We start from the raw sequence: 14,004 nt of genomic DNA, 5'->3' as shown, positions 1-14,004 counted from the left end.
TCGCAAACACTGCCTCCGCCCGGCCGCGATGGTGGCAGAATTTAACCAAGCATTTGCTTTGCAAAAATCCATTCATCCACGCTCCAAGCCATGATCGAACGCACCCTCCTGCAGGCCGACCACCAGGCCTTCGCCGACAGCTTCCGCCGCTTCATCGACCGGGAGATCACGCCCCACCACGCGCAGTGGGAGGAGCAGGGCTACGTGGACCGCGAGGTCTGGACCCGGGCCGGCGCCAACGGCTTCCTGTGCATGAGCATGCCGGAGGAATACGGCGGTGCGGGCGCCGACAAGCTCTACAGCGTGGCGCAGATGGAGGAGATCGCCCGCGCCGGCTGCACCGGCATCGGCTTCGGTCTGCACAGCGAGATCGTCGCGCCCTACATCCTGCACTACGGCACCGACGAGCAAAAGCGCAAGTACCTGCCGCGGCTGGCCGACGGCAGCATGGTCGGCGCCATCGCCATGAGCGAGCCCGCCGCCGGCAGCGACCTGCAGGGCATCAAGACCACGGCGGCCCTGAGCGAGGACGGCAGCCACTACCTGCTCAATGGCAGCAAGACCTTCATCACCAATGGCTGGCATGCCGACCTGGTCATCGTCGTCGCCAAGACCGACCCGGCCGCCGGTGCCAAGGGTACGAGCCTCTTGCTGGTCGAGCGCGGAATGGAGGGGTTCGAGAAGGGCCAGCGCCTGAAGAAGGCCGGCATGAAGGCGCAGGACACCTCCGAGCTGTTCTTCGACAACGTGCGCGTGCCGGCCGGGAACCTGCTGGGCGGTGCGGCCCTGCAGGGCAAGGGCTTCATCTGCCTGATGGAGCAGCTGCCCTGGGAGCGCCTGCAGATCGCTATCACGGCGGTGGCCGCGGCGCAGGCGGCCATCGACTGGACGGTGGAATATGTCCGGGAACGCAAGGTCTTCGGCCAGCCGGTGGCGGCCTTCCAGAACACGCGCTTCACCCTGGCCGAGCTACAGACCGAGGTGCAGGTGGCGCGCGTGTTCGTGGACAAGTGCTGCGAGCTGATCCTCGAGGACCGGCTCGACACCCAGACCGCCAGCATGGCGAAATACTGGACCACCGACCTGCAGTTCAAGGTCATGGACGAGTGCGTGCAGCTCTTTGGCGGCTACGGCTACATGTGGGAATACCCCATCACCCGCGCCTGGGCCGACGCGCGCGTGCAGCGCATCTACGGCGGCACCAACGAGATCATGAAAGAGGTCATCACCCGCGGCATGGGCCTGGGCGGACGCTGACCCCTTCACTTTCAATTTCATAGCTACATGCCCTTGCTGCGCAAGGGCTTGAGGCACATTTGACCCACTATTGGAGAACCCCATGACACACGCCTACGTGTTCGACGCCCTGCGCACGCCGCGCGGCAAGGGCAAGAAAGACGGCAGCCTGCACGAAGTCAAGCCCATCGACCTGCTGGCCGGCCTGCTCGGCACGCTGCAGGAGCGCCACCAGCTCGACACCGCGCAGGTGGACGACGTGGTCATGGGCATCGTCTCGCCGATTGGCGAGCAGGGCTCGGTCCTGCCCAAGATCGCCGCCCTGAAAGCCGGGTGGGACTGGCGCTGCGCCGGCGTGCAGGTCAACCGCTTCTGCGCCTCGGGCCTGGAGGCGGTGAACCTGGCGGCGCAAAAAGTGGCCAGCGGCTGGGAGGACCTGGTGGTCGCCGGCGGCGTGGAGAGCATGAGCCGCGTGCCCATCGGCGCCGACGGCGGCGCCTGGGCGCAGGACCCGGCCACCAGTTTGCAGACCCTGTTCGTGCCCCAGGGCATCGGCGCCGACCTGATCGCCACGCTGGACGGCTACACGCGCGCCGACGTCGACGCCTACGCGGTGGAGTCGCAGCGCCGCGCGGCAGCCGCGCGCGCAGCTGGCCACTTCAAGCGCTCGGTGGTGCCGGTGCGCGACTTCCTCGGCCAGGTCATCCTCGAAGAGGACGAATTCATCAAGCCCCACACCACCCTGGAGGGCCTGGCGGCGCTCAAGCCCTCGTTCGCGCAGCTGGGCGCCATGGGCTTTGACGCGGTGGCGCTGCAGCGCTACCCGCAGGTCGAGCGCATCGACCACGTGCACCACGCCGGCAACGCCTCGGGCATCGTCGATGGCGCCGCCGCCGTGCTGATCGGCAGCGAGGCCGCGGCCCGCGCGCAGAACCTGACGCCGCGCGCGCGCATCCTTGCCACCGCCGTGAGCGGGGACGACCCGACCATCATGCTCACCGGGCCCATGCCGGCCACGCGCAAGGCGCTGGCGCGCGCGGGAATGACCATCGACCAGATCGACCTGTTCGAAGTCAACGAGGCCTTTGCCGCCGTGCCCATGCGCTTCATGCGCGAACTCGGCGTGCCGCACGAGAAGGTGAACGTCAACGGCGGCGCCATCGCCATGGGCCACCCGCTGGGCGCCACCGGCGCCATGCTGCTGTCCACGCTGATCGACGAGCTGCACCGGCGCGGTCTGCGCTACGGCCTGGTCACGCTCTGCGTCGGAGGCGGCATGGGCATCGCAACTGTCGTCGAAGCCATCTGAGATCCGGAGAGAACCCCCCATGCAAACCATCCGCTACGAACTCATCCCCGCGCAAGACGAAGGCGGCCAGGTCGCGCTCATCACCTTCGACGAGCAGGGCTCGCCGGTCAACACCATGTGCGAGCAGTGGCAGAGCGACCTGGCCGAGGCCAGCGCGCGCGTGCTGGCCGACCGCGACCAGCTGGGCGGCGCGCTCAAGGGCATCGTCCTCGCCTCGGCCAAGAGCAGCTTCTTCGCCGGCGCCGACCTGAAGGCCACCATGCGCCTGACGCCCGAGGACGCGCCTACCGTCTTCAGCGAAATCGAGCGCATGAAGAAGCACTTTCGCCAGCTCGAGATGCTGGGCATCCCGGTGGTCGCCTGCCTGAACGGCACGGCCCTGGGGGGCGGCTGGGAGGTGGCGCTGATCGCCCACCACCGCATCGCGGTGAATGACCGCAAGATCCAGTTCGGCCTGCCCGAGGTGACCCTGGGCCTGATGCCCGGCGCCACCGGCGTGACCAAGATGACGCGCCTGCTGGGCCTGCTGGGAGCGCAGCCTTTCATCCTGGAGGGCAAGACCTTCGGCCCCGCCGAGGCGCACCGGCTGGGCCTGGTGCACGAGCTGGTCGAGACGCAGGACGAGCTGCTGCCGCGCGCCCTGGCGCACATCGCCGCGCACCCCGAGGCGCAGCAGCCCTGGGACGCCAAGGACTACCGCATGCCCGGCGGCACGCCCGCCAACCCCAAGGTGGCCAACGCCCTGGTCGTGGCGCCCGCCATGCTCACCCGGTCCACGCGCGGGCGCTATCCCGCGCCCGAGGCTGCCCTGTCGGCCATGGTCGAGGGCGCGATGGTGGACTACGAGACCGCGCTGCGCATCGAGAGCCGGTACCTGGCGCGCCTGATGACGACTCCCGTCGCGCGCAACATGATCAACACCTTTTTCTTCGACATGAACGCCATCCGTGCGGGCAAGTCGCGGCCGGCGGGTGTGGCGCGCTTCAAGCCCACCCGGGTGGGCATCCTGGGCGCCGGCATGATGGGCGCGGGCATCGCCTGGGCGCAGGCCAGCCGGGGCATCGAGACGGTGCTCAAGGACGTGAGCCAGGACAAGGCGGACAAGGGCCGGGCCTACAGCGAAAAGCTCGCGGCCAAGCGCGTGGAAAAGGGCCGCATGAAACCCGAAGCAGCGCAGGAGCTGCTCGCGCGCATCACGCCCACGGCCAGCGCCGCCGATCTGGCCGGCTGCGAGCTGATCATCGAAGCCGTATTCGAGAACCGCGAGCTCAAGGCCCAGGTCACGCGCGAGGCCGAGCCGCAGCTGGCCGAAGGGGGCTTCTTTGCCAGCAACACCTCGACCCTGCCCATCAGCGGCCTGGCGCAGGCCAGCCAGCGGCCAGAGAAGTTCATCGGCATCCATTTCTTCAGCCCCGTGGACAAGATGAAGCTGGTGGAGATCATCCGCGGCCGGCAGACCGACGACGAGACCGTGGCGCGCGCTTTTGACTACGTGCAGGCGCTGGGCAAGATCCCCATCGTGGTCAACGACTCGCGGGGTTTTTATACCAGCCGCACCTTTGGCACCTTCGTGATGGAGGGCGCGGCGATGCTCGGCGAGGGCATCCCGGCCGCCGTGATCGAAAACGCCGCCATGCAGGCCGGCATGCCCGTGGGGCCGCTGGCAGTGCTCGACGAGACCGCCCTTTCCCTGAGCGTGCACGTCATGGAGCAGACGCGCGCCGACTTCGCCGCCGAGGGCCGCGCGTACCAGGCCACGCCCGGCGAGCTGCTGGTCGAGCGCATGGTCAAGGAGCTGAAGCGCCCGGGCCGCGCCGGCGGCGGCGGCTTCTACGATTACCCCGAGGGCGGCAAGAAGCACCTGTGGCCGCGCCTGGGCGAGCTGTTCGAGAAACCCGGGGTCGAATGGAAGGTACAGGACATCCAGGACCGCCTGCTCTACCGCCAGGCCATCGAGACCGCGCGCTGCCTGGCCGAGGGCGTGCTGACCAGCGTGCACGACGCCAACATCGGCTCGATCTTCGGCATCGGCTTTCCGGCCTGGGCGGGCGGGGCCATGCAGTTCATCTACGGCATGGGGGTGGACGCCTTTCTGCGTCGGGCCGATGCGCTGGCGGCGCAGCACGGTGCGGGCTTTGCGCTGGACGACAGGGCGCGCGAGGCCATCCGGGCGCATCAGCCCCGATACTGAACGCTAAGCGCCTCGGGCCATCAAAAAAACCGCCTCCATGAGGCGGTTTTTTCATGGAAATTTCTGGCCAAACGCTTGTTGGGTAAGCGCAAACAGCTACATTTTCAGGAGCATATCAAACAAGAGACGCCCGCTCTTGATGTGTTCAACGGCTACCATGAGTGACACCTCGCCCCTGCCGGGAAAGGAGAAGGAGATCCCCCATGCGACCGTCCGCCGTACTTGCCATGAAGCGCAAGGTCATTCGTGAGGCCGCGGAGCGCTTTCGCACCGCGAACCCGCGTGTCTTCGGTTCGGTGCTGCACGGCACAGACCAGGAAGGCAGCGACCTCGATCTTCTGGTGGACGCGCTGCCGGGTGCGACGCTGTTCGACCTGGGGGGCCTGCAAGATGAGTTGGAGACCTTGCTCGGCATACGGGTCGATGTGCGCACGCCGATGGATCTGCCGCCCAGCTTCCGTACCCAGGTATTGGCCCAGGCACAACCGGTATGAAGGAAAACCGCCTGCCCGACTATTTGAACCACATGCAGGAGGCGGCCAGCGAGGCGTGCCTGTTTGTCCAGGGCATGTCCCAGGCCGAGTTTCAGCAAGACAGGCGCACACCCAACTGCCGTGGCACAACATGCGTGGCATGCGCAACCGCATCGCCCATGGTTATTTCGATATCGATCTGGAAGTAGTCTGGAATACCGTACACATGAGCCTGCCCCATCTGCTGGAGCAATTGCAGGCTCTGCGCCCTCTCGCCGACGCGCCCGACCAGTCCTGACCTCAAAAAAGAACGCCATCGGCACCGCCGATGGCGCATCTGGCAACTGAGCCGAGACAGCTCAAACCACCTCTTCCCCCCACGCCTGCCGCGCCAGCTCGGCAAACTGCTGGCGCAGCAAGTGCTTTTGCACCTTGCCCGTCGCCGTGGCCGGCAGGGCCTCGACGAAGCGTACCAGCTTGGGCACCTCGAAGCCGCCCAGGCGCTCGCGGCAGTGGGCCACGATGGAGGCTTCATCCACCTCGGCGCCGGGCTTCTTCACCACGAAGGCGCACACGGCCTCGATCCAGTGCGGGTGCGGCAGGCCCAGCACCGCCGCGCCGGCCACGCCCGGGTGGCCCAGCAGCACGGCCTCGACCTTGACGCTGGCGACGTTCTCGCCGCCGGTCTTGATCATGTCCTTCTTGCGGTCGATGAACAGCATCTGGCCCTTGGGGCCCCACAAGCCCAGATCGCCCGTGTGGTGCCAGCCAAAGCGCTGCGCCTCGGCCGTGGCGCGCTCGTCCTTGAAGTAGCCCAGCATGACGTTGGCGCCCCGGTGCACGATCTCGCCCACCTCGCCGGGGCCGAGCAGCCGGCCTTCGTCGTCCATCACCGCTGTCTCGCAGTGGATGAAGGACGTGCCCCAGTAGTTGGCGTCCAGCTTGGGGTGCTCCAGTGCCCTGAACATCATGGTCGCCGGATAGATCTCGGTCTGGCCGGTGGCCAGCACCACGTTCTTGCTCATGCGCTCGGCGATCTGCGCGATCAGCGGCTTGGGGATGGGGGCCATGGCGTAGATGCACTGGCGCAGGCTGTCCGTGCGGAACTGCGGGTCGGCCAGCAGCGCCCCGTACATCATGGGCAGGCCGGTGAAGACCGTCAGGCGCTCGGCGAGCACCAGCGCGCGGATCTCATCGGGCACGAAGGCGCGCGCCAGCACGATGCAGGCACCCACGGCGTGCGCCGTCGCCGCCAGGGCGTGCTGGGCGCAGTGGAACAGCGGCAGCACGCCCGAGAACACATCCGTCTCGACATAGGCAAAGCCGCTGGCGTTGCCCAGGATGGCCGCCGACACCGACAGGTGCGAGTGCACCACGCCCTTGGGGTTGCCGGTGGTGCCGCTGGTGTACATCAGGATCGCCGGCTGGTTGTCGTCGATGTCGAGGTCGGGCAGCGCATCGCTGCGGCCAGCCTCGGCTTGGGCCAGGGTCGTGGCGCCCGGCGCGGTGGCCACGCCACCCGCCATGGTCATGATCAGCGGCACGCCCAGGCCCTGCAGCATGGCGGCCAGAGCCGGGTCGGCGTACAGGGGGGCATCGACCACCACCGCCGAGACTTCGGCGTGGCGCAAGATGTATTCGATGGCGCCGGCATCCAGCCGCACGTTGACCGGCGCCCAGACGTTGCCGGACTTGTGGATGCCGTTGTAGGCCACCACCATGTCGGCCGAGTTCATGCACAGCATGCCGATCTGCCGGCCGCTGCCGAAGGTCTGCTGCAGATAGTGGGCAAAGCGCGAGCTGCGCGCGTCCAGCTCGGTGTAGGTCAGGCGCGTGTCGCCATCGACCACGGCGGTGCGCTCGCCAAACTTGCGCGCGCTGCGGTACACGAAGTCGCCCAGGGCAACGCGGCGAATGCGGCGTGCGGCGGGGCTGATGGGCATCTGGATCATGGGTCTTGTCTCCTTTTTTGGTGGGTGAACTCTGCTTTGACGGGCGCCTGAAAGCACCTCTTGTTGCTGGGCTCCTGCACGCTGGCAGGCGGGCAGCAGGCAAGCTGCCTGCAGTCAGCGCGGCTGCGCCCCGTCCTGCCGCAGCTGCCGCACGGCGGCGTCGATCATGGGCGTGAGCATGTTCTGCGCCCCGCCGTCGCAGGCGATCACAGCGCCCGACAGGTAGGACGCTGCGTCCGAGCCCAGGAACATCGCCAGGTGCGCGATGTCCTGTGGCGTGCCCATGCGCCGCAGCGGCACCATGGCGCGCACCAGCGCGTCGCCCTCCTCGCCCTGCGGCGCCAGGCGACGCATGCCCTCGGTGCCGGCGATCGGCCCGGGCGAAATCACGTTGACGCGCACGCCGGCCGGGCCCCATTCCAGCGCCAGCACGCGCGCGAGCTGGTCCACGCCAGCCTTGGCCGCGCCCACATGCGCCTGCCAGGCCATGGGCACCACGGCCTGCGGCGCCGAGATGAAGAGCACGCTCGCGCCCGGCTTGCGCAGGTGCTCCCAGGCGCGCCGCGCGACGTGGAAGCTGCCCATCAGATCGATGTCCACCACCACCTTGAAGGCGTTGGAGGACATGCCGTTGACCTCGGCCAGGAAGTTGCCCGCCGCGCCCGAGACCAGCACGTCGATGGGGCCATGGCGCTCGGCGGCAGCAGCCAGCGCGGCGTCCACGGCGGCGTCATCACGCACATCGGCCACCATGCCAAAGGCCCGTTCGCCCAGCGTGGCGACGGCGGCGTCGACGTTCTCCTGCCTGCGGCTGGCCACGCTCACGCGCGCGCCGGCGGCGGCAAAGGCCTGGGCGATGCCCAGGTTGATGCCGGTGGTGCCGCCGAAGACGGCGACGTGGCGGCCGGAAAAATCAAAATGGACGTTGCTCATGACGCCTGCGCCTGCCACTGCGTCTGCGGCGCCGCCGCCAGCCCCAGGATGGCGCGCGCCTCGTCGGTGCTGGCCACCTCGCGCCCGGCGCGGCGGGCGCACTGCACGAGCTGCTCGATCATGGGGCCGTTGGACGTGGCCTTGCTGCCATCCGGCAGGTAGAAGCTGTCCTCCAACCCGGTGCGCAGATGACCGCCGAGTTCGGCCACGCGCTGGTGCACCGGCCAGATTTCCTGGCGGCCAATCACCGTGGCCTGCCAGGGCGCGCCCTCGATCTTGAGCTTGAGCAGGATGGGCAGCAGATCCGGGTCGGCCGGCATGCCGGACTCGACCCCCATGACGAAGTTGTATTCGGGCAGGCCGCGCGTGTACATGCCGGTCTGCACGTACATCTGCACGCAGCGCACGATGCCCACGTCGAAGCACTCGAATTCGGGCAGCGTGCCGGTTTCTTCCATCACGTCCAGGAAGTCCTGCACCTTGGCCGGCTGGTTGTCGAACAGCATGGGCGGCCAGGCCCAGGTGCCGTTGGCGCGCACCTTCAGGTAGTTGAGCGAGCCCGCATTGCACGCCGCCATCTCGGGCCGCGTGGCGCGCAGACAGTCGAGCGGCCCCTGGTAGTGGGGGCCAACCACGCCGGTGGTCTGGTTGATGATGACGCCGGGACAGGCATCGCGCATGGCCTGCACGCAAGCCCGGGCGACCTTCGGGTCCCAGCTGGGCAGGTGGCCGCGGCCCGGCTCCTGGCTGCGAAAGTGCACGTGGATGACGCTGGCGCCGGCGTCGTAGGCGCGGCGTGCTTCCTGAGCCAGCTGCTCGGGGGTGACGGGCACGTGGTGCTGCGCCGGGTCGGTCAGCACGCCGGTGATGGCGCAGGTGACGACGGCCTTGTTGGCGGGGTTGCGGTCTTGCATGGGGTCTGTCTCCATCAGGGGGTTCACAGGCCCAGCTGCCGCGCAGCCAGGTCCTTCATGATTTCTTCCGCGCCGCCGCCGATCATCATGACTTTGACTTCGCGGTAGATGCGCTCGCTCACCGTGCCGCGCATGAAGCCCATGCCGCCCAGGATCTGAACGGCCTGGTCGGCGCAGAACTGCATGGTCTGCGTGGCGTGGTTCTTCAGGAGGCAGACCTGGGCCACCCATTCCGGGCCTATGTCGCCGGCGTCGGCGCGGGCGGCGATGGCGTCCACCCAGGCGGCGGTGGACTGGATGCGCATTTGCATGTCGGCCAGCTTGTGGCGGATGACCTGGTGCTCGATGAGCGCGGCGCCGAAGGTCTTGCGCTGGCGCGCCCAGGCGAGGGCTTCATCGAAGCAGGCTTCGGCAAAGCCCAGGGCCGAAGCCGCCAGGCCGAAGCGCTCGGCGTTGAAGTTGCCCATGATGATGCGAAAGCCCTGGCCTTCCTCACCCAGCAGGTAGCGCGCCGGCACGCGCACGCCGTCAAAGCGCAGGTGCGCCGTGTCGGAGCTGAGCCAGCCCATCTTGGCCAGCGGCCTGCGCGACAGGCCGGCGCTGCTGCCGGGCACCAGCAGCATGGAGATGCCGCCACTGCCGCGCGTGCCCGGCTCGCCCGTGCGCACGGCCAGCGTGATCCAGTCGGCGCGCATGCCGGAGGTGATGAAGACCTTCTCGCCATCGACGATGTAGTCATCACCGTCGCGCCGGGCGGTGGTGGCCAGGCGCGCCACGTCCGAGCCGCCGCCGGGCTCGGTGATGGCCAGCGCGGCGATCTGCTCGCCGGCCAGCACCGGCGGGATGACCTCGGCGCGCACGGCCGCGCTGCCCCAGGCCACCACCGGCGGCAGGCCGATGTTGTGCGACAGCAGGCTCGCCAGCACGCCGCCACTGGCACCATGGCGGCTCAAGCTGCGCCACAGCGGCACGCGCAGGGTGTAGCTCACGGGCGTGCCGCCGTATTCCTCGGGGTAACCCAGGCCCAGCAGGCCCAGCTCGGCCGCGCGGCGGTAGAGCTGGCGCGGGAACTCGCCCGCCGCGTCCCAGGCGTCGGCGTGCGGGGCGATCTCGCTCTTGGCAAAGCGGGTGATGGTGTCGGTCAGCGCTTCACGCTCGGCGCGTTCGGCGTCGTGCACGGGCAGGGTTGCGGCATTCATGCGGCGGTCTCCTCGGGGCTACTGGCGCGGGCAGGCTCTGCCGTGCCGGCCGGCGCCAGGCGCGCCAGCACCTGCCCGGGCGAGACCTGCTGGCCCACCGCGACCAGCAGCTCGGCTACGGTGGCTGCGGCCGGCGCTCCCAGGCTGTGCTCGAGCTTCATGGACTCGATGACCACCACGGTGTCGCCGGCGGCCAGCTGCTGGCCGGGCTCGGCGGCCAGAACCACCACGCGGCCGTTGAAGGGCGCGCGCAGCTCGCCCGTGCTGCCCTGGGCGCCGCCCTGGGCAGCGGACTCGAGCGAGGCGTCCTCCACCCAGCCATCGACGGCGCCCGCCTGCCAGTGCCAGCGCCGGGTGCCCACCCGCACGCTGCGCACGCGCCAGTCGCCCTGCACGGCCGCATCGGGCCGCAGCAGCGTGACCTGCGCCCCGCCGCATGGCATCGGCCTCAGGCGTGCGGTGGCGGCCAGCGGCTCGCCGGTGGCGGGGTCGGCGCCGCGCAGCTGCAGCGTGCCCGTGCCCTGCTCGCGCACCGCCAGGTCGTGCACCTCGCCCTGGTGGCGCAGGCGCAGCGGCCGCTCCAGCGGGCAGGCCGGGCCGGGCAGCACCTCAGACTTTTGAATAAAAAGTGCCTGAAGTGCCGATGGGACAAGGACCTGCAGCTCTTCTTTCAATAGCGTATCGCGAATCTCCTGGGCGTGGCCCGCAAGAAACGGCACCAGCGCCTGCCCGGCGCGAAAGACCGGGTGGTCCAGGCAGGCGGCGAGAAAGGCACGGTTGGTCGGCAGCCCCAACACCACGGTCTCGCCCAGCGCACGGACCAGCGCGTCGATCGCCTCGTCCCGGCTGGCCGCGTGCACGATCAGCTTGCCCAGCATGGAGTCGTAGTGCGGCGAGACCTCGCTGCCCGGCGCCAGCGCGTGGTCGAAGCGCAGGCCGCCCGGGGCGGCGCACTCGTAAGTCGTCGCCGGCGGGGCGGAAAAATGCAGCACCCGGCCGGTGTGCGGGTGGAACTGCGCGTCCTCGGCACACAGGCGCACCTCGATGGCGTGGCCCTGCAGCCGCACCGCGTCCTGGGCCAGCGGCAGCGGCTCGCCGCGCGCGACGCGGATCTGCCACTCCACCAGGTCCAGGCCGATGAGCGCCTCGGTCACCGGGTGCTCGACCTGCAGGCGGGTGTTCATCTCCATCAGATAGAAGTCCTGCCCGTCGAGCAGGAACTCCACCGTGCCGGCGCCGACATAACCCGCGCCCTGCGCCAGCGCCACCGCAGCGGCGCCCATGCGCGCGCGCAGGTCGGCGTCCACCGCGGGGCTGGGCGACTCCTCCACCAGCTTCTGGTGGCGCCGCTGGACGGAGCAGTCGCGCTCGCCCAGGTGAATGCAGTGGCCCTGCGCATCGGCGAAGACCTGCACCTCGACATGGCGCGGCTGCAGCAGGGCGCGCTCGATCAGCAGGTCGCCGCAGCCAAAACCCGCCAGCGCCTCGGAGCGCGCGCTGGCCAGCGCGCCGGCCAGCTGCTGGCTCTCCGTCACCAGCCGCATGCCGCGCCCGCCCCCGCCCGCCACGGCCTTGACCATGAGCGGAAAGCCGATGCGCCCGGCCTCGGCGATGAAGCGCTCGTCGGACTGGTCCTCGCCCGCGTAGCCCGGCAGGCAGGGCACGCCGTGCTGCCGTGCCAACTGCTTGGCGCCTGCCTTGCTGCCCAGTGCGCGCGTGGCCGCCGGTGGCGGCCCGATCCAGACCAGGCCCGCATCCAGCACGGCCTGGGCGAAGTCAGCGTTCTCGCTCAGAAAGCCATAACCGGGGTGGATGGCGTCGGCCCCGCTGGCACGCGCCGCCGCCAGCAGCTTGTCGATGCGCAGATAACTGTCCGCACTGGCCGCGCCGCCCAGCGCCACGGCCTGCGTGGCCTCGCGCACGTGCAGGCTGTGGGCGTCGGGATCGGAATGGACGGCAACGGTGGCAATGCCCATGCGCCGGGCGGTGTGGATGACGCGGCGGGCGATCTCGCCGCGGTTGGCGATGAGGATTTTTTTCATGGGTGGCTCCCTTGCGGCCAGATCGCCCGCCCGCCCGCTACGCGAGCCCGGGCGATCTGCTGCGCCCTGCCCAGGGCAGGACCGCCGCGGTGGGCGATGAGGATTTTTTTCATGGTTGGCTCCCTCGCGATATGCGATCTTCCTGCGCACAGTTCATTCGTCGGTCCGCTGCGCAAGCACGCGCGGGTTTTGCTCCCTCTCCCGCTGGCGGGAGAGGGTGGGGGTGAGGGCGGCGGCCTGCCTGGGAGGCAGCGCCCGAACTGCCCCCCACCCCACCCTCTCCCCAAAGGGGCGAGGGAGCAAGGCAGGGCCAGCGCTGTGCCGGGTTCACGCGGACACCTTCCACGGCGCCGGCCGACGCGCAGCGAAGGCGGCCAGGCCCTGCTGCGCCTCCGGACTGCGCAGGCCGGCGGCAAAGGCGTGGGCCGCGACGTCGAGCAGCTGGGGCAGAGGCGTCTCGGGCTCGACCAGTAAGAGCCGCTTGGTGGCTGCCACCGCCTGCGGGGCGGCGGCGCAGTGGCGCGCGATGGCGCGGGCGAGCGCCTCGTCCAGGCCGCCGGCCGGGGTCACTTCATCGACCAGGCCGTCCTGCAGCGCCGCAGCCGCGTCCTGGCGCGCGCCCGTGAGCAGCCAGCGCCGGGCGCGCGCGGCGCCCAGGCGGCGCACGACGAAGGGCGCGATCTGCGCCGGCACCACCCCGAGCGTGACCTCGGGCGTGGCAAATTGCGCGTCCGCGTCGGCCAGCACCTGGTCGGCGCAGCACACCAGGCCGACGCCCCCGCCCATGGCCACGCCCTCGACCGCCACCAGCAGCCACTGTGGCAGCGCGCACAGCGCCTGCAGCAGCGTGCCAAAGCGCCGGTTCATGGGCACCAGCGGGTCGTCCTCGCCCGGCGCCAGGGGCTGGCCAATGGCCTGAGCAAAGCCGCCCAGGCTGCCGCCGGCGCAGAAGTGCCCGCCCGCGCCGCGCAGCACCACGCCGCGCAGCGCCGGGTCGGCCGCGACGCGGCCGCAGGCCGCCAGCAGCGCCTCGACCAGCGCGTCGGTCAGCGCGTTGCGGCTGGCGGGCTGGTCCAGCCACCAGGTCTCGACGAAGCCCGCCGCCAGGGGCTGGCGCTCGACGCGCAGCCCGGCCTGGGCGTGCGGAGCCGTGGGATCGCTCGTGCTCATGTGCTCAGCCCTGCTTCAGCGCGCCGCGGGCCGCTTGGCGATGCCCATGGTCTTGGCGATGATGCCCAGCATGACCTCGTCGGCACCCCCGCCGATCGAGCCCAGGCGGCCGTCGCGGAACTGGCGCGACACCTTGTTCTCCAGCGTGAAGCCCATGCCGCCCCAGAACTGCAGGCAGGTGTCTGCCACCTGGCGGGACAGGCGCCCGGCTTTCAGCTTGGCCATGCTGGCCAGCTGCAGCACGTCCTGGCCGCCGATGTACAGCTCGCCGGCGCGCCAGGTCAGCGCGCGCAGCGCCTCGACCTCGGTCTGCAGCTCGGCCAGCTTGAACTGCACCCACTGCTGGTCGGCCAGCGTGCTGCCGAACATCCGGCGCTCCTGCGCCCATTCGATGGTCCAGGCGATGCAGTTGGTAAGCGACTGCAGGCTATTGGCCGCGCACCACAGGCGCTCCTCCTGGAACTGCTGCATCTGGTAGATGAAGCCGTGGCCCTCCTGGCCGATCAGATAGCGCTGCGGCACGCGCACTTCGTCGAAGTACAACAGGCCCGTGTCGCTGCTGTCCATGCCGATCTTGCGGATCTT

12 protein-coding genes are annotated in these 14,004 nt (G+C 69.8%); 5 read left to right on the top strand and 7 right to left on the bottom strand.

Annotation, left to right across the window (positions count from 1 at the left end; all coding sequences use genetic code 11):
- Positions 1-90: 90 nt before the first annotated feature.
- From RT051_RS09705 to RT051_RS14700, 5 genes are all read left to right on the top strand, one after another.
- Complete coding sequence (locus RT051_RS09705) at positions 91-1,257, top strand: acyl-CoA dehydrogenase family protein (protein WP_313075762.1); 1,167 nt, start codon at positions 91-93, stop codon at positions 1,255-1,257.
- An 82-nt stretch (positions 1,258-1,339) separates the two neighbouring features.
- Positions 1,340-2,545 (top strand): acetyl-CoA C-acetyltransferase, encoded by a 1,206-nt coding sequence (locus RT051_RS09700; RefSeq protein WP_313075759.1) that lies wholly within the window; start codon positions 1,340-1,342, stop codon positions 2,543-2,545.
- Between the two features lie 19 nt (positions 2,546-2,564).
- The gene (locus RT051_RS09695) at positions 2,565-4,736 is read left to right on the top strand and encodes a 3-hydroxyacyl-CoA dehydrogenase NAD-binding domain-containing protein (protein WP_313075756.1); all 2,172 of its coding nucleotides are present in this window, start codon (positions 2,565-2,567) and stop codon (positions 4,734-4,736) included.
- Positions 4,737-4,939: 203 nt separating this feature from the next.
- Positions 4,940-5,230: a nucleotidyltransferase family protein gene (locus RT051_RS09690; RefSeq protein WP_313075753.1), complete on the top strand. Its 291-nt coding sequence runs from the start codon at positions 4,940-4,942 to the stop codon at positions 5,228-5,230.
- Between the two features lie 139 nt (positions 5,231-5,369).
- Entirely contained in the window at positions 5,370-5,507 is a 138-nt protein-coding gene (locus RT051_RS14700; protein WP_409520586.1) for a DUF86 domain-containing protein, read from the top strand.
- 61 nt (positions 5,508-5,568) lie between these two features.
- Here the strand turns inward: RT051_RS14700 and RT051_RS09680 are convergent, their stop codons facing one another.
- The 7 genes from RT051_RS09680 to RT051_RS09650 all read right to left on the bottom strand — a co-directional run.
- Complete coding sequence (locus tag RT051_RS09680; RefSeq protein WP_313075750.1) at positions 5,569-7,161, bottom strand: AMP-binding protein; 1,593 nt, start codon at positions 7,159-7,161, stop codon at positions 5,569-5,571.
- Positions 7,162-7,275: 114 nt separating this feature from the next.
- Positions 7,276-8,094 carry an SDR family oxidoreductase gene (locus tag RT051_RS09675; protein WP_313075747.1) on the bottom strand — a complete coding sequence of 273 codons (819 nt, stop codon included), beginning with the start codon at positions 8,092-8,094 and terminating at the stop codon, positions 7,276-7,278.
- Complete coding sequence (locus RT051_RS09670; protein WP_313075745.1) at positions 8,091-9,008, bottom strand: 3-keto-5-aminohexanoate cleavage protein; 918 nt, start codon at positions 9,006-9,008, stop codon at positions 8,091-8,093. Before RT051_RS09670 ends, RT051_RS09675 begins: the two co-directional genes overlap by 4 nt.
- A 23-nt stretch (positions 9,009-9,031) precedes the next feature.
- Positions 9,032-10,207, bottom strand: a complete 1,176-nt coding sequence (locus tag RT051_RS09665; protein WP_313075743.1) for an acyl-CoA dehydrogenase family protein — start codon at positions 10,205-10,207, stop codon at positions 9,032-9,034.
- Entirely contained in the window at positions 10,204-12,249 is a 2,046-nt protein-coding gene (locus RT051_RS09660; protein WP_313075742.1) for a biotin carboxylase N-terminal domain-containing protein, read from the bottom strand. The genes RT051_RS09665 and RT051_RS09660 overlap by 4 nt, the downstream gene beginning before the upstream one ends.
- A 327-nt stretch (positions 12,250-12,576) precedes the next feature.
- Positions 12,577-13,419 (bottom strand): enoyl-CoA hydratase/isomerase family protein, encoded by an 843-nt coding sequence (locus RT051_RS09655; RefSeq protein WP_313075739.1) that lies wholly within the window; start codon positions 13,417-13,419, stop codon positions 12,577-12,579.
- A 15-nt stretch (positions 13,420-13,434) separates the two neighbouring features.
- On the bottom strand, positions 13,435-14,004 hold a 570-nt coding region (locus tag RT051_RS09650), incomplete at its 5' end, for an acyl-CoA dehydrogenase family protein (RefSeq protein ID WP_313075737.1).

The organism is Melaminivora sp., assembly GCF_032059615.1.
In the GTDB taxonomy this organism is placed as follows: domain Bacteria; phylum Pseudomonadota; class Gammaproteobacteria; order Burkholderiales; family Burkholderiaceae_C; genus Melaminivora.
This window is presented reverse-complemented; position numbering and strand designations above follow the sequence as displayed.

Coding starts and splice junctions, on each gene's coding strand:
- RT051_RS14700 (WP_409520586.1), top strand. CDS start 5,370: ATGCGCAACCGCATCGCCCATGGTTATTTCGATATCGATCTGGAAGTA.
- RT051_RS09660 (WP_313075742.1), bottom strand. CDS start 12,249: ATGAAAAAAATCCTCATCGCCAACCGCGGCGAGATCGCCCGCCGCGTC.
- RT051_RS09665 (WP_313075743.1), bottom strand. CDS start 10,207: ATGAATGCCGCAACCCTGCCCGTGCACGACGCCGAACGCGCCGAGCGT.
- RT051_RS09680 (WP_313075750.1), bottom strand. CDS start 7,161: ATGATCCAGATGCCCATCAGCCCCGCCGCACGCCGCATTCGCCGCGTT.
- RT051_RS09700 (WP_313075759.1), top strand. CDS start 1,340: ATGACACACGCCTACGTGTTCGACGCCCTGCGCACGCCGCGCGGCAAG.
- RT051_RS09695 (WP_313075756.1), top strand. CDS start 2,565: ATGCAAACCATCCGCTACGAACTCATCCCCGCGCAAGACGAAGGCGGC.
- RT051_RS09675 (WP_313075747.1), bottom strand. CDS start 8,094: ATGAGCAACGTCCATTTTGATTTTTCCGGCCGCCACGTCGCCGTCTTC.
- RT051_RS09670 (WP_313075745.1), bottom strand. CDS start 9,008: ATGCAAGACCGCAACCCCGCCAACAAGGCCGTCGTCACCTGCGCCATC.
- RT051_RS09690 (WP_313075753.1), top strand. CDS start 4,940: ATGCGACCGTCCGCCGTACTTGCCATGAAGCGCAAGGTCATTCGTGAG.
- RT051_RS09705 (WP_313075762.1), top strand. CDS start 91: ATGATCGAACGCACCCTCCTGCAGGCCGACCACCAGGCCTTCGCCGAC.
- RT051_RS09655 (WP_313075739.1), bottom strand. CDS start 13,419: ATGAGCACGAGCGATCCCACGGCTCCGCACGCCCAGGCCGGGCTGCGC.